Annotated in this window: 18 protein-coding genes and 1 tRNA gene; 6 read left to right on the top strand and 13 right to left on the bottom strand. The window is 71.5% G+C overall.

Features of this window, described 5'->3' with window-relative positions; genetic code table 11:
* Positions 1-32: 32 nt before the first annotated feature.
* Complete coding sequence (locus KZ813_RS17270) at positions 33-683, top strand: HAD family hydrolase (RefSeq protein ID WP_258046904.1); 651 nt, start codon at positions 33-35, stop codon at positions 681-683.
* A gap of 127 nt (positions 684-810) precedes the next feature.
* Positions 811-981, top strand: a complete 171-nt coding sequence (locus tag KZ813_RS17265; protein ID WP_219756222.1) for a hypothetical protein — start codon at positions 811-813, stop codon at positions 979-981.
* Between the two features lie 207 nt (positions 982-1188).
* Here the strand turns inward: KZ813_RS17265 and KZ813_RS17260 are convergent.
* The 7 genes from KZ813_RS17260 to KZ813_RS17230 form a co-directional block, all read right to left on the bottom strand.
* A tRNA-Glu gene (locus tag KZ813_RS17260) sits at positions 1189-1264 on the bottom strand.
* Between the two features lie 116 nt (positions 1265-1380).
* On the bottom strand, positions 1381-2751 hold the full coding sequence (locus KZ813_RS17255; protein WP_219756221.1) for a class II 3-deoxy-7-phosphoheptulonate synthase: 1371 nt from the start codon (positions 2749-2751) through the stop codon (positions 1381-1383).
* A 79-nt stretch (positions 2752-2830) separates the two neighbouring features.
* Positions 2831-3613, bottom strand: coding sequence for an SDR family oxidoreductase (locus tag KZ813_RS17250; protein WP_219756220.1), 783 nt, complete (start codon positions 3611-3613; stop codon positions 2831-2833).
* A 103-nt stretch (positions 3614-3716) separates the two neighbouring features.
* The gene (cysS, locus tag KZ813_RS17245) at positions 3717-5147 is read right to left on the bottom strand and encodes a cysteine--tRNA ligase (protein WP_219756219.1); all 1431 of its coding nucleotides are present in this window, start codon (positions 5145-5147) and stop codon (positions 3717-3719) included.
* Positions 5148-5171: 24 nt separating this feature from the next.
* Positions 5172-6077 (bottom strand): dioxygenase family protein, encoded by a 906-nt coding sequence (locus tag KZ813_RS17240; protein ID WP_219756218.1) that lies wholly within the window; start codon positions 6075-6077, stop codon positions 5172-5174.
* A gap of 230 nt (positions 6078-6307) precedes the next feature.
* Positions 6308-7645, bottom strand: a complete 1338-nt coding sequence (locus tag KZ813_RS17235; RefSeq protein ID WP_219756217.1) for a sensor histidine kinase — start codon at positions 7643-7645, stop codon at positions 6308-6310.
* A 10-nt stretch (positions 7646-7655) separates the two neighbouring features.
* Complete coding sequence (locus KZ813_RS17230; RefSeq protein WP_219756269.1) at positions 7656-8420, bottom strand: response regulator; 765 nt, start codon at positions 8418-8420, stop codon at positions 7656-7658.
* Positions 8421-8558: 138 nt separating this feature from the next.
* Here KZ813_RS17230 and KZ813_RS17225 point away from each other — a divergent pair, with 138 nt between their 5' ends.
* The 3 genes from KZ813_RS17225 to KZ813_RS17215 all read left to right on the top strand — a co-directional run bounded on the left by KZ813_RS17225 (position 8559) and on the right by KZ813_RS17215 (position 10378).
* Positions 8559-9386: a carbon-nitrogen hydrolase family protein gene (locus tag KZ813_RS17225; RefSeq protein WP_219756216.1), complete on the top strand. Its 828-nt coding sequence runs from the start codon at positions 8559-8561 to the stop codon at positions 9384-9386.
* A 105-nt stretch (positions 9387-9491) separates the two neighbouring features.
* On the top strand, positions 9492-9698 hold the full coding sequence (gene rpsU, locus KZ813_RS17220; protein WP_007404630.1) for a 30S ribosomal protein S21: 207 nt from the start codon (positions 9492-9494) through the stop codon (positions 9696-9698).
* 128 nt (positions 9699-9826) lie between these two features.
* Entirely contained in the window at positions 9827-10378 is a 552-nt protein-coding gene (locus KZ813_RS17215) for an FKBP-type peptidyl-prolyl cis-trans isomerase (RefSeq protein WP_219756215.1), read from the top strand.
* Positions 10379-11041: 663 nt separating this feature from the next.
* Here KZ813_RS17215 and KZ813_RS17210 read toward each other — a convergent pair.
* Together KZ813_RS17210 and KZ813_RS17205 are read right to left on the bottom strand one after the other, a co-directional pair.
* A complete protein-coding gene (locus tag KZ813_RS17210; protein WP_219756214.1) occupies positions 11042-11287 on the bottom strand; it encodes a hypothetical protein in 246 nt (81 codons plus the stop codon).
* Between the two features lie 107 nt (positions 11288-11394).
* A complete protein-coding gene (locus KZ813_RS17205) occupies positions 11395-12153 on the bottom strand; it encodes a metallophosphoesterase family protein (RefSeq protein WP_219756213.1) in 759 nt (252 codons plus the stop codon).
* 203 nt (positions 12154-12356) lie between these two features.
* On the opposite strand from KZ813_RS17205, the gene galU reads away from it, so the two are divergent.
* Entirely contained in the window at positions 12357-13226 is an 870-nt protein-coding gene (galU, locus tag KZ813_RS17200; protein ID WP_219756212.1) for a UTP--glucose-1-phosphate uridylyltransferase GalU, read from the top strand.
* 84 nt (positions 13227-13310) lie between these two features.
* Here the strand turns inward: galU and KZ813_RS17195 are convergent, their stop codons facing one another.
* The 4 genes from KZ813_RS17195 to KZ813_RS17180 all read right to left on the bottom strand — a co-directional run bounded on the left by KZ813_RS17195 (position 13311) and on the right by KZ813_RS17180 (position 16348).
* A complete protein-coding gene (locus KZ813_RS17195) occupies positions 13311-14072 on the bottom strand; it encodes a HesA/MoeB/ThiF family protein (RefSeq protein ID WP_219756211.1) in 762 nt (253 codons plus the stop codon).
* Positions 14069-14431, bottom strand: coding sequence for a hypothetical protein (locus tag KZ813_RS17190; protein ID WP_308461926.1), 363 nt, complete (start codon positions 14429-14431; stop codon positions 14069-14071). Before KZ813_RS17190 ends, KZ813_RS17195 begins: the two co-directional genes overlap by 4 nt.
* Positions 14432-14552: 121 nt before the next feature.
* Complete coding sequence (gene dut / locus KZ813_RS17185; protein WP_219756210.1) at positions 14553-15068, bottom strand: dUTP diphosphatase; 516 nt, start codon at positions 15066-15068, stop codon at positions 14553-14555.
* A 260-nt stretch (positions 15069-15328) separates the two neighbouring features.
* Positions 15329-16348, bottom strand: coding sequence for a LacI family DNA-binding transcriptional regulator (locus KZ813_RS17180; protein WP_308461925.1), 1020 nt, complete (start codon positions 16346-16348; stop codon positions 15329-15331).
* Positions 16349-16407: the final 59 nt, after the last annotated feature.

Raw genomic sequence — 16407 nt, 5'->3', positions numbered from 1 at the left:
CCCGGCCCCTCGCGGGCCGACCCGAGCGGGTCATGGTGTTCGACCTCGACGACACGCTCTATCTCGAGCGCGACTATGTCATCAGCGGGCTCACCGCGGCGGGCGACTGGGCGCGCGCGCGGCTGGGGCTCGACCGGCTCGGGCCGATGATGGTGGAGCGCTTCGAGGCGGGCGCGCGCCAGCGGATCTTCGACGACACGCTCGCCGCGCTGCGCCAACCGGCCAGCCCCGCGCTGGTGGCGCGGCTGCTCGCGGTCTACCGCCAGCACCGCCCGCGCATCGCGCTCGCGCCGGACGCCGCGCGCTATCTCGCGCGGCGCGACACGGGCACGGCGGTGGCGATCGTCACCGACGGCTTCCTCGACGCGCAGCGCCGCAAGCTGCGCGCGCTCGACCTGTTCCGCCGCGGCGTGCGCCAGGCGGTCTGCACCGATCGCTGGGGGCGCGAGGCGTGGAAGCCGAGCCGCCGCGCCTTCGACCATCTCGAGGCGGCCTTCGGGCTGAGCGGCGCACTTTTCACCTATGTCGCGGACAACCCCTCGAAAGACTTCGTCGCGCCGCGTCAGCTCGGGTGGCGGACGGTGCGGATCGTGCGCGCCGGCGGGCTCCATGCCGAGGCGCGCGCCGCCCGCGCCGCCGACGAGGCCGAGCGGGTGGTGTACGACCTCGACTCGATCGACTGAGCCGCCGCCCGATCGGGTCGCGGTCGCGCCATAGGGGTATATCAGGAAGAGACGTTGCCGCTCGTTCCGCCCGCCCTCACGATCGTCACGGGCGCGTGACGGTTCGCGCCGCTTGCCGGAGTGACGCATGCCGCCGACCCCACCCGCGCTCGACGGCGAGACGCGGCTCAAGCTGCTCCAGCGCGCGCGCCGCTACGCGCTGCTCGCCGAGCAGGCGCAGGACCCCGCGCTGATGCGCGCCTATCGCGACGAGGCCGCCGACTGCCTGCGCCGCGCCGAAGCCCGCGGCGCGCGCTGACGCTTGGCTGGACCTGGACGTCCAGGTCGGCCGCCGTGACCGTCGCGCGCGCGCCCTGATCATCGGCGCGACCAGACCCGTGGCACTGTCGAGATCGCGGAGAGAAAGGGTGGGCCCGATCACCTCGGACCTCGTCGGTCGTACGGGAGGAACAGCGCCTCACTAGACCGTACTTTCACCGCCAATTCCGTCGCAGACGCTCGGAAATGGTGACCCCTACGGGACTCGAACCCGTGTTTTCGCCGTGAGAGGGCGACGTCCTAGACCGCTAGACGAAGGGGCCGTGCGCGGTGTGGAGGCGCGCTGTTAGGAGGCGCCGCCACACCCGTCAAGCAACTTTTCTCCATGCGGGGCGGAAGGTGGCGCTTGATCTCCGCGCCGCCCGATCCGCCGCCTCCGTCACGCCGCCTTGCGCCGCTCCGCCATCTCGGCGTTGAGCATCTCGGCCAGCAGGAACGCCAGCTCGAGGCTCTGCCCGGCGTTGAGCCGCGGGTCGCAGTGGGTGTGATAGCGGTCGGCGAGGCTCTGCTCGGTCACGTCGATCGCGCCGCCGGTGCACTCGGTGACGTTCTGCCCGGTCATCTCGGCGTGGATGCCGCCGGCGTGCGTGCCCTCGGCGCGATGCACCGCGAAGAAGCCGCGAACCTCCGCCAGGATCCGATCGAACGGGCGCGTCTTGTAGCCGCTCGCCGCCTTGACGGTGTTGCCGTGCATCGGGTCGCAGCTCCACACCACCGGATGGCCCTCGCGCGTCACCGCGCGCACCAGGCGCGGCAGATGCGCCTCGATCTTGTCATAGCCGTAGCGCGTGATCAGCGTCATCCGCCCGGGCACGCGGCGAGGGTTGAGCGTGTCGAGCATGCGCAGCAGCGCGTCGGGATCGAGCGACGGTCCGCACTTCACCCCGATCGGGTTGCCGATGCCGCGCAGGAACTCGACATGCGCCGAGCCCTCGAAGCGCGTGCGGTCGCCGATCCAGAGGAAATGCGCCGAGGTGTCGTACCAGTCGCCGGTGAGCGAGTCCTGTCGCGCCAGCGCCTGCTCGAACGGGAGGAGCAGCGCCTCGTGGCTGGTGTAGAAGGTGGTCTGCGACAGCTGGGGCACCGTGTCGGGGCTGATCCCGCAGGCCTCCATGAAATCGAGCGCCTCGCCGATGCGATCGGCGGTCTCGGCATATTTCTTCGCCCAGGGACTGCGGCCCATGAAGTCGTGGGTCCAGCGGTGCACCTGGTGGAGGTTGGCGTAACCGCCCTGCGCGAAGGCGCGCAGCAGGTTGAGCGTCGCCGCGGACTGCGCGTAGGCGCGCACCATCCGCTCGGGATCGGGCAGGCGCGACTCGGGGGTGAAGGCGATGTCGTTGACGTTGTCGCCGCGGTAGCTCGGCAGCTCGACCCCGTCGATCACCTCGGTCGCGGTCGAGCGCGGCTTGGCGAACTGGCCCGCCATGCGCCCGACCTTCACCACGGGCAGCTTCGACGCGAAGGTGAGCACCACCGCCATCTGGAGGATGACGCGGAAGGTGTCGCGAATGTTGTTGGGATGGAACTCGGCGAAGCTCTCGGCGCAGTCGCCGCCCTGGAGCAGGAAGGCCTTGCCCTCGGCGACCTTGGCGAGATCGGCGGTGAGGTTGCGCGCCTCGCCGGCGAAGACCAGCGGCGGGAAGTTGGCGAGGCGGCGCGTGGCGGTCTCCAGCGCGGCGTGGTCCGGATAGTCGGGGAGCTGGCGCGCCTCGGCCTTGATCCAGCTGTCGGGGGCCCATGACATGGCCATCGGTAATCTTCCTTCTATTCAGCCGCGCGCCTTGAACGAAACGTGCGCGACTCGCAACTTCACCGGTGTCGATCCAGCCTCATAGGATACCAGGATAGGCGCCGCCGTCGATCAAGAGGCTCTGCCCGGTGATATAGCCTGCCTTGGACGAGCAGAGGAAGGCGCAGGCGGCACCGAACTCCGCGGGGTCGCCGTAGCGGTGGGCCGGGATGCGCTCGGCCCCGCGCCGCGCCGCCTCGGCGACATCGACACCCTGCTTCTCCGCCGCGGCGGCGTGAACGCTGTCGAGCCGCCGCGTCGCGAACTGGCCGGGGAGGAGGAAGTTGATCGTCACGTCGGCGTGCGCGACCTGGCGCGCCACGCCGGCGAGGAAGCCGGTGAGCCCGGCGCGCGCGCCGCTCGACAGGTCGAGCCCGGCGAGCGGCGCCTTCACCGAGGCCGAGGTGACGCAGACGATCCGGCCGAAGCCGCGCTCGACCATGCCGTCGATCACGCGCTGGGTGAGGCGGATCGGCGTGATCATGTTCGCCTCGACCCCGGCGCGCAGCGCGTCGCGATCGATCGCGCGGAAGTCGCGCAGCGGCGGGCCGCCGTTGTTGTTGACGAGGATGTCGGGCGTGCCGCCGGCCGCGTCGACGAGGGCGGCCTGGACCTGCTCGTCGGCGACGTCGCCCGCGACGGTCTCGACCGCGACGTCGTACGCGGCGCGGAGCGAGTCCGCTGTGGCGGCGAGCGCGGCGGCGTCGCGGCCGTTGAGCACGAGCGCGCAGCCCGCGGCGGCGAGCGCCTCGGCGCAGGCGCGGCCGAGCCCCCGGCTCGACGCGCAGACGATGGCGCGACGCCCCTCGATCCCGAGCTGCATGTGCGGTTCCTCCTCAGTTGGTCGGTGGAGCGGATCCACGTCATCGCCTCGTCACCGTCCCGGCGAACGCCGGGGTGGTGTCAGCGGAGAATAACGCGGCCGGCTACGCCGACACCTTCCAGTCCCATCCCAGCGGGTCGCCGTCCATCACCTCGACCCCCGCCGCGGCGAGTTCGTCGCGGATCGAGTCCGAGCGCGCGAAGTCCTTCTCCGCCCGCGCGGCGCGGCGCTGCTCGAGCGCGGCAACGATCTCGGCCTCCTCGACCGTCGCGCTCGCGGGGCGGACGCGCAGCGCCTCGCGCGTCAGGGTCGCCAGCCCGAGCCCGAGCAGCGCGTCCACCTCGCCGAGCAGCGCGAGCCGATCCGCCGCGGACAGTCTCTTGTCGGCGAGCAGGGCGTCCACCACCGGCAGCGCGCGCGGCGTGTTGAGGTCGTCGCTCAGCGCGGCGTCGAGCTGGTCGCGATACCCCACCGGTGCGCCCTTGGAGACGCCCGGGTCCCGCGCGCGCAGTGCCGCGACCGCGTGGACCAGCCGCTTGAGCCGCACCTGCGCCGCCGCGAGATTGTCCCAGGAGAAGTCGAGCTCGCTGCGATAATGCGCCTGGAGGCACATCAGCCGATAGGCGAGCGGGTGGAAGCCGCGCTCGACGAGCCGGTCGAGCGTCATGAACTCGCCCGACGACTTGCTCATCTTGCCGCCACGGTCGACCACGAAATTGTTGTGCATCCACACCTGCGCGCCGGTGTCGGCGCAGCCGCAATAGGCCTGGTTCTGCGCGATCTCGTTGGGATGGTGGATCTCGCGGTGGTCGATACCGCCGGTGTGGATGTCGAAGGCGGCGCCGAGATAGCGCCGGCTCATCACCGAGCATTCGAGGTGCCAGCCCGGCGCGCCGCGGCCCCAGGGCGAGTCCCATTCCATCTGGCGCGTCTCGCCCCGCGGCGTGCGGCGCCAGATCGCGAAGTCCTGCGGATGGCGTTTCCCTGCCACCGCCTCGATCCGGGCGTGCGCGGCGTCGTCCTGCCCGCCGGCGAGCCGACCGTAATCGGGCACCGTGCCGGTGTCGAAGTAGAGGCCGTCGTCGAGCAGGTAGCAGTGGCGGTCGGCGATCGCCTCGCCCCAGGCGATCATCTCGGCGACATGGTCCGTCGCACGCGGCAGGTGGGTCGGCGGCACGATGTTGAGCTCGGCGAGGTTGCGCTCGAACGCCTCGGTATAGTGGCGCGCGATCGCCCAAATGCCGCGGCCCGAGGCGCGCGCGGCGGCCTCCATCTTGTCGTCGCCGGCGTCGGCGTCGGAGGTGAGATGGCCGACGTCGGTGATGTTGATGACGTGGGTGAGCGGCCAGCCCTTCCAGCGGATCACGCGCGCGAGCGTGTCGGTGAAGACATAGGCGCGCAGGTTGCCGATATGCGCATAGTGATAGACCGTCGGCCCGCACGAGTAGACGCGCACGTTTGCGGGATCGAGCGGGCGGAAGGTCTCCGTCTCGCGGGTCAGGCTGTTGTAGAGGATCAGAGGCGCGCCGGTCATGGCGCGCCTCTTAGCCAGCCCGGCTCAGCGCGCCAAGCCGATCACCGCGGTGGCGGCATAGCCGGCGGTCGGCGTGCCGGTGAAGGTCGGGGTCATCTGCGTGTTCTGCTGGGTGGTGTTGTCGCCGAAGACATTGTCGCTCGACAGCGCGACGCGCGCGAAGTTGCTCGCGCTCGACGGGTAGGTGGTGGTGTCGGCATAGACGGTCGCGCAGGTCGAGGACGGCAAAGCCAGCTGCGAGGTGAGCGTCGCGTAGCGTCCGCCCAGCGCATTGGCGAGGCTGGAGAAGACCTCGAAGTGGATGTGCGGCCAGCGCCCGTCGTAGCATCCCGGGAAGATCGTGGTGAAGGTCACCTGGCCGTTGCTGTCGGTCACCTGCACGCCGCGCAGGTAGCTCTCCGCCGCGGCGGTGTAGAGCGAGTAATGACCCTCGCGGTCGCAGTGCCACAGGTAGATGGCGTAGCCGGCGAGCGGCGCGCACGACTGGTTGACGTCGACGAGCGTGAGCGTCAGCGTCACCTGCACGCCGGTCGCGACGGTGCTGCTGCTGAGGAAGCTGGCGCGGATGTCGCTGCGCACGATCCCGGTCGCGGTGAGCACGTTGGAGGTCGACCCGCTCGCCGAGTTGGTGCCGTCGGCGGGGTAGGGACCGCCGGTCTCGGTCGGGTTGAGCACGCAGCCGGTGGTGGCGCTGCTCGTGCTGGTCGCGCTCGGGGTGGGGGTCGGCGTGGGCGAGGGGGTCGGCGTCGCGGTGGTCGTCGCCGTCACGTCGGTCTCGGCGTCACCCGAGCCGCTGCCGCAGCCCGCCACCAGCGCCAGCGTCCCCGCCCCGGCGAACCATCGGAGCGCGCGACGGCGCTGCACCATCCGCTCCATCACCCGCAGGTCGTGCGCCAGGCCGAGGTCGTGGTCGTGGTCGTCGTGGTTCATCCAGGGTCCCTTTCACTGTGGGGGACCGCCACTCGCCTCGTCGCCACACCGGCCCTGCGCCGGGGTCCATGCCGCCGCGCCCGCCACGATCGCGGCGGACCCGGGACGATGGATGCCCGATGAGGTCCGGCATGACGGGAAGGAAGCGACGCTCCCGAACGTCGCCATCTTCCTGCCGCCCGCACCGCATGGCGCGATGTCGACGCGCGACCGCGATGTTGCCGATTGTGTCAGCGCGCCAGCGGGAGTGTCACCGTCGCGACCGCGCCCGCCGCGTCGTCGCGGTTGGCGAGCGTCGCGGTGCCACCATGGCGCGCCGCGATCGAGCGGACGATCGCCAGCCCCAGCCCGGTGCCGCCGGTCGAGCGGTTGCGCGACGGGTCGCCGCGCACGAACGGTTCGAACAGCCGCTCGGCCTGCGCCGGGTCGATGCCGGGCCCGCGGTCGGCGACGGTCACGGTGACGCGCCCATCCTCGATCTGCCACGCCAGCTCGGCGACATCGCCGTAGCGCAGCGCGTTGCCGATCAGGTTGGCGAACAGGCGGCGCAGCCCGCTCGGGTCGCCGCTCACCACCGCGCGCGGGCCCGCCGCGACCGTGACGGCAGCACCGCCCACCGCCATGTCCTCGGCGAGACTGTCGAGCAGGCTGGAGAGCTCGACCAGCGTCTGCTCGCGCCGGCCGACGTCGTGGCGCGCGAAGCGGAGCACCTCGGCGATCATCGCGCGCATCTCGTCGATGTCGGCGACGGCGCGGTCGCGCGCGTCCTCGGGCAGCTGCTCGACCCAAAAGGCGAGGCGCGACAACGGCGTGCCGAGGTCATGCGCGATCGCGGCGAGCATCGCGGTGCGCGACTCCGCGTGCCCGGCGAGCCGCGCGTGCATGGTGGAGACCGCGTGCGCCAGCTCGCGCACCTCGCGTCCGCCCTCGGGTAGCGGCGGCAGCGGGGCGCCGGTGCCCGCGCGATCGGCCGCGGCGGCGAGGCGTGCGAGCGGGCGCGAGATCGCGCGCGACAGCATCCACGCCGGGATCGACAGCGCCAGGATGGCGACCACCATCGCGATCAGCGTGTTGAGGTGCCAGCGCGTGAACAGCGGCAGCGTGGGGCTGCGCACCACGCGCCAGCCCTGCGGCAGGTGCCAGGCGACGGTGAAGGAGCCGAACAGCTCGCGCCCGCCGCCGCGCGGGCTCAACTCGGTGAAGGCGAGCACCGCGCGCGGCTCGACGCGGAGCAGCGCGGCGATGCGCGCCTGGGTCAGTGAGTCGGGCTTCTCGCGCCAGCGCGGCGTCGGCGCCCCACGCAGGGTGAGCGTCACCAGCGGCTCGATCCGCCACTCGCGGAAGCGGCCGCCGGGCGGGCGGAAGCGGCGGAACTCGGGCGGCAGCGGCGGCGGCGGCAGCCCGCGCAGCGCGGCGGTGATCGCCTCGAGCGGGCGGGGCGGCACGCGCGGCGGCGGCCCGCTGAAGGTGACGAAGAACAGGATCGCGGTGGCGGCGACCACCGAGGCGATCACCAGCGCGAAGATCGGCTGCGCGATCGAGTGCGCTCGCCGGTACGGTCGCGTCATCGCCGGCGCCTCAGCGCCGCTCGACGTCGCTGGTGAACATATAGCCCTCGTTGCGCACCGTCCGGATCAGCTCGTCGCCACCGGGCGCGTCGTCGCGCGTCAGCTTGCGCCGCAGCCGGCTGACCTGGACGTCGATCGCGCGGTCGAAATGCTCGGCGTTCAGCCCGCGCGACAGGTCGAGCAGCTGGTCGCGCGTCAGCACGCGGCGCGGGTGCTCGGCGAAGGCGAGCAGCAGGCGGAACTCGCCGTCGGACAGGTTGATGACGACCTGATCGGGGTCGAACAGCTGGCGGCCGACCGGGTCGAGCCGCCACCCGGCGAACCGCAGGTACGGCCGACCCGACGTCGGCGTCGCGCTCGCGGCGGCCTGGTTGCGGCGGAGCACCGAGCGGATCCGCGCCAGCAGCTCGCGCGGGTTCGCGGGCTTGGCGACATAATCGTCCGCGCCCATCTCGAGCCCGACGATCCGGTCGACCTCCTCGCTGATCACCGACATGATGATCACCGCCGGGCTGGTCGAGCGGTCGAGCGAGCGCAGGATCGAGAGCCCGTCCTCGCCCGGCATCATCACGTCGAGCACGATCAGCGCGTAGCACTCCTGCTCCAGCCGCGCGCGCATCTCGACGCCGTCCGCGGCGACGTCGACGAGATAGCCGTGGCCGCTCAGGAAAGCGGCGGTGAGCTCGCGGATGCCGGGATCGTCGTCGACGATGAGGATGCGAGTGGCGAGGTCCACGGCGGGGTCCGGAGCGAGGGCGAGCGAGGCGTCGGGCATGCCCACCCGACTGATCACCACGCGTATCGCGCGGATGACGCCGCTGCAACAAAGCGCTTTCGCGTCACGGTTGTGGCGCGCGTGCAACACTTGCGCGCGGCACCGCGTTGCTCTTGGGGAGCTGGTAAGGAGTAGGGTTTGAGCAAGATCGCGGTCGTCCAGACCACCAGCGGGATCGATCCCGCGCGCAACGCCGCCGCGCTGGCCGCGGCGATCGAGGAGGCCGGCGCGCGCGGCGCCGAGATGGTCTTCACGCCCGAGATGTCGGGCGTGCTCGACCGCGATCGCGCGCGTGCCGCGCAGTCGATCGTGCGCGAGGGTGAGGATCAGGTGCTGGTCGCGGTGCGGGAGGCCGCCGCGCGGGCGGGCGTGTGGGTGCAGCTCGGCTCGCTCGCGCTGCGCCGACACGACTCGCGCTACGCCAATCGCAGCTTCGTCATCGACTCCCAGGGCAATATCCGCGCGCGGTACGACAAGATGCACCTGTTCGACGTCGACCTGCCGAGCGGCGAGAGCTGGCGCGAATCAGCCGCCTACGCCGCGGGCGACCGGCCGGTGCTGGCGGCGACGCCGCTGGGGCGCATGGGCCTGTCGATCTGCTACGACATGCGCTTCCCCGATCTGTACCGCGCGTTGTCGGACACCGGCGCGACGGTCCTGTCGGTGCCCGCCTCGTTCACGCGGCCGACCGGCGAGGCGCACTGGCACGTGCTGCTGCGCGCGCGCGCGATCGAGGCGGCCTGCTACGTCGTCGCCGCGGCGCAGAGTGGGGTGCACGAGGACGGGCGCGCCACCTACGGCCACTCGCTGGTGGTCGATCCCTGGGGTGAGGTGCTGCTCGACATGGGCGAGGCGCCGGGGGTCGGCTATGCCGAGATCGACCCGGCGGCACAGCGCGACGTTCGCGCACGCGTTCCGGCCCTTCAGCATCGCCGCGTCATCCCCGCACCCATGGTGATCGGCTGAGCCGCGGTGCTTGCGGGGCAGGGCGCATGCTGCTAGGGGCGATGCGTTCGGCGCGGACCTCGTCCGCTGCCGCTTTAGCCGTTTGATCCGGAGTTTATCGGTTTTATGCAGATCATCGTTCGCGACAACAACGTCGACCAGGCCCTCCGCGCGCTCAAGAAGAAGCTGCAGCGCGAGGGCGTGTATCGCGAGATGAAGCTGCGTCGCCACTATGAGAAGCCGTCGGAGAAGCGCGCGCGCGAGCGCGCCGCCGCGGTGCGTCGCGCGCGCAAGCTGGAGCGCAAGCGCGCCGAGCGCGACGGGGCACGGTAAGCGGCTCGTCCCGCGCTCTCGGGCGCGGGGACCTGCGCCGGGCGCGTGGCGCTCGCGCGACGAAGCCGAACCTGACTGCCGAAGCTGATCGCCGCCGGGGGGTGGCGCAACCGGGGTGTCCTGAACCGATGTCGACCGTCACCGCCGTCCCGCTCCAGCCGGTCAAGCGCGCCTATGTGCTGTGGCTGGTCGCCGGCCTGCTGATCGCGCTCGTCGCGGGCGTCGCGCTGGCGCGCGCGGGCGACACCGGGATCGTCACCACGCCGTCGGGGCTGCGCTACAAGGTGCTCAAGGCGGGGGACGCCAAGGGGCCGAGCCCGACCAACGCCGACGTCACGCTGGTGAACTACGAGGGCCGGCTGCTCGACGGCACCGTCTTCGACAAGTCGCAGCAGCCGACGCCGCTGCCGGTCTCGGGCGTGGTGCCGGGCTTCTCCGAGGGGCTGAAGCTGATGCACAAGGGCGGCAAGTACCGCCTGTGGATCAAGCCCGAGCTGGGCTATGGCGAGCGCTCGACGGGGCCGATCCCGCCCAATTCCACCCTGGTGTTCGACGTCGAGCTGCAGGACTTCATCCCCGAGGCGACGCTGCGCCAGCTTCAGATGCAGCAGCAGATGATGGGCGGGATGCCCGGCGGCGGTATGCCCGGGATGCCGGGCGGAGCACCGGGCGGCCGCTGATCGCGGCGACGATCATGGGGTGAGATGAAGGGGCGGCCGAGAGGTCGCCCTTTGTCGTTGGCGGGCCGCCTCAGGCGGCGGTCGGTGACGACGCCGCATGGCCGAGGCTCTCGGCGCGCGTTCTACGGTCTGTCGACCGGTGTCTTCGCCACCACGTGTTCCCGCACGCGCGGGACCTAGAGGCTGATCCACCTCCATTGATCCGTGCTCCGGCGAAGGCCGGAGACCAGGGCCGCAGGCGTGACGCCCGTTGCTCTTGGCTTCTGCGTCCGCAGGAGCACCACGCTGGATCACACCAGATGGATCAGACTCTAGGCGATCCAGGCGCAGCGCTGGGATGCGATGCATCGAAGCCGAACCGTGCTCCGGTCGGTGGCCGCCGGAGCCCAGCGCCGCGAGGACAGACTTCGTCGCCCTGGACTCCTGCGTGTGCAGGAGCACACTGGCGGTTCAAGCGGTAAGGATCATCGCTGGGTTCGCGCGGACCCGGGAACGGGAGCTGGAGCATCATGGCCGCGGACGAGGGGCAGCCGGTGCCGAGGAGAGATGCGCTCGACGGCCCGGCGAGGAAGACGCCGTCTCACCATCTCTCTCCGGCGGACGCACAAAAAAAATAGCGGCCCGAAGGCCGCTATCTCTCACTCCCGAGGGAGAAGGTTCAGCTCAGTTGCTGTCCGAGCTGTCGTCCTCGTCGGCGACGACGACGATACCCGCGACCACCGCGGCGGCCGCGAGGACCGCGACGATGATGCCGCCGCCGGCGACGTCGTTCTTCTTCGCCGAGGCCGAGCCGGCGCGAGCCGACTTGGCGACCGACAGGCTGGCCGCCGGATTGGCCGGGGCGGCGACCGCCGGAGCAACCGCCATCGTGGCGGCGGCAGCGGCGAGCATGTACTTGGCAAGACGCATGTCAAACTCCCTTTGCATTCCGCCTGTCACTTACCGAGGCGAAGGCGAAAAGCAAGGGGGCGATTGCGCGATTATGGTCATCGCATGGTATATTGGCCACGGCGCGATCAGGTCTGCAGCGTCCAGCTCTCCGCGCCCTCGATCCCCAGCGCGCTGAGCTTGCCGCTGGCATAGGCGCCCGTGTCGATCCCGATGCGGTTGGCGCGGCGCTCGACATCCTCGGTGATCGTGTGGCCGTGGACGATCATCTTCGGGTGCGGGCGGCGATAGTCGAGGAAGCTGCCGCGGATCCAGCGCAGGTCCGACGCCACCTGCTCCTCCAGCGGCACCTCGGGACGGACGCCCGCGTGGACGAAGGCATAGTCGCCGGAGACGATGAGGTCCTCGAAGCTCTCGAGAAAATCGCGGTGCGACGGGGGCACCAGGTCGGGCAAGCGCTCCGACAGCTCATCGTAGCCGAGCGCGTCATATTCCTTGCGGGTCAGGCCGTAGCTCATCAGCGTCTCGCGGCCGCCGACGCGGCAGAACAGCCGCAGCGCCTCGCGATCGCCCGCGAGCGCCAGCAGGAACACCTCCTCGTGATTCCCTTTGAGGAAGCGGATCGGCGGGCGCTCGCGCGCGCGGTCGAGCAGGCGCGCCACGACGCCGGCCGAATCGGGCCCTCGATCGACGAGATCGCCGAGGAAGATCAGCGATGTGCGGGCGGGCGAGCGGGCGGCGTCGTCGGCGTCGATCAGCGTGAGCAGTCGCTCCAACTCGTCGAGGCAGCCGTGAACGTCGCCGATCGCGTAGAGGCGCTCGCCGGGCGCGACCGAGAAGCTCGCGGCGGGAGCCGGGCGGGAAGGGCGGAGGAACTTGGACAGCATGGTCGCGGAAGTGCCGGCACGGGAGCGGAAACGCGCCGCCATAGGCGCGGCGCCGGCACGGGGCAACCGCGCTTCCTCGTCCCATACGGCCCGGATTTGGTGCAGCGCAACACGAATCGGCTAGAGGCACCGTTACGCGCACGCTAACGGTTTGCCGCGAACCACGGCGGCCGGTACACAGCCGGCGCCATCAGGAGGACCGAATGACCATCAAGCCCGTGCGCAAGGCCATTTTCCCCGTCGCCGGACTGGGGACGCGCTTCCTCCCCGCGACCAAGGCGATGCCGAAGGAGATGCTGACGGTCGTCGACAAGCCGCTGATCCAATATGCCGTCGAGGAGGCGCTCGAGGCCGGCATCGAGCAGCTGATCTTCGTCACCGGGCGCGGCAAGGGCGCGCTGGAGGATCATTTCGACGTCTCGTTCGAGCTCGAGACGACGATGCGCGCGCGCGGCAAGAGCCTCGCGGTGATCGAGACGATCCGCCAGCAGCCCGGCTCGCCGGTCTATGTCCGCCAGCAGGAGCCGCTCGGCCTCGGCCACGCGGTGTGGTGCGCGCGCGAGATCGTCGGCGACGAGCCGTTCGCGGTGCTGCTGCCCGACGAGCTGATGGTGGGCTCGCCCAACTTCCTCAAGCAGATGGTCGACGCCTATCAGCAGGTCGGCGGCAATGTGATCGGCGCGCTCGAGGTCGCCCCCGAGGAGACCAACAAATACGGCATCATTTCGCCGGGGCAGCGCGATGGCGCGCTGACCGAGGTGACCGCGCTCGTCGAGAAGCCCGCCGCCGGTTCCGCCCCGTCCAACCTGATGATCCCCGGGCGCTACATCCTCCAGCCCGAGGTGATGCAGATCCTCGACGCCAAGGAGACCGGCGCGGGCGGCGAGATCCAGCTCACCGACGCGATGGCCAAGCTGATCGGCCAGCAGCCGTTCCACGGCTTCACCTTCGACGGCGAGCGTTTCGACTGCGGCGACAAGACCGGCTTCATCATGGCCAATCTCGCGCTGGCGCTGGCGCGCGACGACATCGGCCCGGCGGTGCGCGCCTTCGCGCAGCAGCGGCTGGGGTAAGGCTCGGCCCCGCGGGCGCGGGCGACAGGCCGGTGAGCGCGGCGCGCCGCCTCCGGCGCCCGCGCCCGCGGCAACGCCGCTCGGTCAGTCGGCGCGCGCCCCGCACGCCGGGCAGCCGGGATCCTTGGGCAGCGCCAGCGTGCGGAAGCGCAGGGCGAGCAGGTCGATCAGCACCAGCTTGCCCGCGCTGTCCTCGCCGAACGGTGCCAGCTGGCGGATCACCTCGAGCGCGGCGAGGCTGCCGACCACCCCGGTGACCGGCCCGAGCACGCCCTCCTCGGCGCAGGTGAGCCCGTCGCGCTGCGGCGCGCCGCCGACGAAGCAGCGGTAGCACGGCCGATCCGGCTCCCAGCCGCGGAACACGCCGACCTGGCCCTCGAACCGCCCGACCGCGGCCGAGACGAGCGGCACGCGCAGCGCCAGCGCGGCGTCGGCCACCGCGAACCGCGTGTCGAAATTGTCGCTGCCGTCGATCACCGCGTCGGCGCCGTCGAGCAGCGCCGCCGCGCTGGCGCGGTCGACCCGCGAGACCAGCGGGCGCAGCATCACGTGCGGGTTGAGCCGCGCCACCGCCGCGACCGCTGCCTCGGCCTTGTGCACGCCCAGATCGGCGGTGGTGTAGAGCGTCTGGCGCTGGAGGTTGCTGGCGTCGACCCGATCGTCGTCGACCACGTCGAGCTGCCCCACGCCGGCGGCGCCGAGATAGTGGAGCACGGGCGAGCCGATCCCACCGGCACCGATCACCACCACGCGCGCGCGCCGCAGCCGCAGCTGGCCGACCCCGCCCACCTCGGGCAGCACGATGTGGCGCGCGTAGCGCGCGAGTTCGTCGGGGGTGAGGGTCACGACCAGTCGAACGTGATCGAGCTGCGATACCAGCCGGCGGCGGGCACGTCGGCGACGTTGCCGCGCATCGCGCGCAGTGTCAGCCCCGAGGCATATTGCTCCACCGTCGGGCAGTCGATCGCGCGCGGCACGATCCGCCGCACCTGCCCCTCGGCGCCGAGGAAGACGACGAAGTCGACCGTGACCCGGTTGGTGTCGGGCGTGGCGCAGCGCCCGGCGCGGACCTCGCCGCGGACGAAGGCGATGACCTGCTCGCCCGGTTCCCAGCGGCGCAGCAGAGGCACCTGCTGGAGCGCGCCCCAGTCGGTCGGCGGCGCCAGCGGCGACGCCTGCAGCAGCAGCGCGAGCGCGACGCTCACCGGCCGATCATCGCGTGGGGCGGGAAACAGGCACGCTCCCGCCCGACCGATCGGACGAGGTCGCGAGCGCGGCGCTGGTACAAGTCGCCATCGATCATCGAGATGTCCGTCCGGGCTCCTTTCACTCGCTCGCGGGCGACCGTGCCGAGGCGCTACCGTAACCGGTCGAGCCGAACCCGCCAAGGCCACGACCCGTTTCGGACGAGAAGGTCTCGACCACGCGCAGCGCCGGCCGGAGGATCGGCACGAACACCAGCTGCGCGACGCGGTCGCCCGGCTCGATCACCAGCGGCTCGGAACCCGGCGGGGTGCGCAGCCACGCGCTGATGTAGATCTGGTCGGCGTAGTCGGCGTCGATCAGCCCGACCGACTGACCGAGGATCAGGCCCTTCTTGTGACCGAGACCGGATCGCGCGAGCAGCATCGCGGCCATATAGGGGTCGTTCATCAGCAGCGCGATGCCCGAGGGGATCAGCACCGCGGGCGCCTGCGGCTGGAGCGTCAGCGGCGCGTCGATGCAGGCGTGCAGGTCGATCCCCGCCGCCATGTCGGTCTGGTAGCGCGGCAGCCCCCAGTCGTGAAGCCGCTCGTCGACGACGCGCAGCTCCACCGCCCGCGTTTTATCCCGTTCCGTCATCAGCCCCGTGATCCTTCGTCCGCCTCACCGCGCCTTAGCGCGTCGGCCGCGGTGCTGCCACCGGCCGAGACGGTCGGGCGGGACGTGCCCGCGAGATTGGAGCGGCGACCATGTTTGAACAGCCGGTCGCTGGTCGTCGTTCAGCTGCTCCGACGCGGCCAGGGCGCTGACGTTCTCGTGGCTGGACCCGCATCGTGCGGTCGACCGCGGCCGGGCCTTCGCGCGGGCAAGGGGCCAGGGTCACGAGCGAGGCGCCCGCGTCAGCGGTCGCTGGCCGGATCCTGCCGCAGCGGCGGCGCGGTCGACTCGCGCTCCACCAGCACATGGTCGAGGACGCGCGCGACGCAGCGCGCGCCTTTCCCCTGCGCCGCGCGCATCTCGTCGATCAGCAGCCGCAGCGCCTCGCCCGCCAGCTCCTGCACTGGCTGGCGGATCGTCGTCAGCGGCGGCCACAAGGTGGTCGCGGCGATGCTGTCGTCCATGCCCGCGACCGTCAGGTCACGCGGCACGTCGAGGTGGCGGCGGTGCGCCACCGAGACGACCGCCGCGGCCATGTCGTCGTTGCTCGCGAAGATCGCGCTGGGCGGGGCGGCGGTCTCGAGCAACCTCTCGCCCGCGATCAGCCCGGAGGCGTAGCTGAAGTCACCCTGCGCGACGCAGGTCTCGACCCCGGCGTCGTTCGAAGCGTCGGTGAAGCCGGCGAGCCGCTCGGCGCTGGCGGACTGGTCGGGATTGCCGGTGATGAAGCCGATCCGCCGATGGCCCAGCGCGATCAGGTGGCGCGTCATGTCGTGCGCGGCGCGCCGGTCGTCGATCCCGACCGAGATGGCATCGGCCGCGCGCCCCGCCACCACCGCCATCGGCAGCCCGGCATCGCGCAGGATCTGCCGCACCGCCCCCGACTCGCCGAGCGGCGGGGTGAGGATCACGCCGCCGATCCCGGAGCCGATCAGCTGCTCGATCTCGGCGTGCGTCGGGACGCCGCCGTGCTTGCCCTTGAGCAGGATCAGCTGCGCCGCGCGCGCCGACGCCTCCTCGAACACGCCGGCGAGGAAGCCGCTCATGAAGGCAGCGCTGGGGTTGGCGTAGATCACGCCGATGCGCAGCTCGCGCGAGGTGACGAGGCTGCGCGCCGAGAGATTGGGCGTGTAGTTGAGCTCACGGACCGTCGCGTTGACCAGCACGCGGGTCTCATCGCGCACGCCCGGGTCGCCGTTGATCACGCGCGAGACCGTCATCGGCGACACGCCGGCCTGTTTGGCCACGTCGATGATCGTCACCCCGCGGCGACGTCCTCTCGGCTGGGGCACGTCGGTACCTGTCTCCGCGCCGTGTCTCC

This window comes from Sphingomonas folli (assembly GCF_019429525.1).
GTDB lineage: Bacteria > Pseudomonadota > Alphaproteobacteria > Sphingomonadales > Sphingomonadaceae > Sphingomonas > Sphingomonas folii.
The sequence above is the reverse complement of the archived record's forward strand: the minus strand, read 5'-3'. Positions and strand labels throughout refer to the sequence as shown.

Coding starts and splice junctions, on each gene's coding strand:
- KZ813_RS17240 (WP_219756218.1), bottom strand. CDS start 6,077: ATGAACCACGACGACCACGACCACGACCTCGGCCTGGCGCACGACCTG.
- galU (WP_219756212.1), top strand. CDS start 12,357: ATGACCATCAAGCCCGTGCGCAAGGCCATTTTCCCCGTCGCCGGACTG.
- cysS (WP_219756219.1), bottom strand. CDS start 5,147: ATGACCGGCGCGCCTCTGATCCTCTACAACAGCCTGACCCGCGAGACG.
- KZ813_RS17255 (WP_219756221.1), bottom strand. CDS start 2,751: ATGGCCATGTCATGGGCCCCCGACAGCTGGATCAAGGCCGAGGCGCGC.
- KZ813_RS17235 (WP_219756217.1), bottom strand. CDS start 7,645: ATGACGCGACCGTACCGGCGAGCGCACTCGATCGCGCAGCCGATCTTC.
- KZ813_RS17210 (WP_219756214.1), bottom strand. CDS start 11,287: ATGCGTCTTGCCAAGTACATGCTCGCCGCTGCCGCCGCCACGATGGCG.
- rpsU (WP_007404630.1), top strand. CDS start 9,492: ATGCAGATCATCGTTCGCGACAACAACGTCGACCAGGCCCTCCGCGCG.
- KZ813_RS17230 (WP_219756269.1), bottom strand. CDS start 8,420: ATGCCCGACGCCTCGCTCGCCCTCGCTCCGGACCCCGCCGTGGACCTC.
- KZ813_RS17205 (WP_219756213.1), bottom strand. CDS start 12,153: ATGCTGTCCAAGTTCCTCCGCCCTTCCCGCCCGGCTCCCGCCGCGAGC.
- dut (WP_219756210.1), bottom strand. CDS start 15,068: ATGACGGAACGGGATAAAACGCGGGCGGTGGAGCTGCGCGTCGTCGAC.
- KZ813_RS17215 (WP_219756215.1), top strand. CDS start 9,827: ATGTCGACCGTCACCGCCGTCCCGCTCCAGCCGGTCAAGCGCGCCTAT.
- KZ813_RS17270 (WP_258046904.1), top strand. CDS start 33: ATGGTGTTCGACCTCGACGACACGCTCTATCTCGAGCGCGACTATGTC.
- KZ813_RS17265 (WP_219756222.1), top strand. CDS start 811: ATGCCGCCGACCCCACCCGCGCTCGACGGCGAGACGCGGCTCAAGCTG.
- KZ813_RS17250 (WP_219756220.1), bottom strand. CDS start 3,613: ATGCAGCTCGGGATCGAGGGGCGTCGCGCCATCGTCTGCGCGTCGAGC.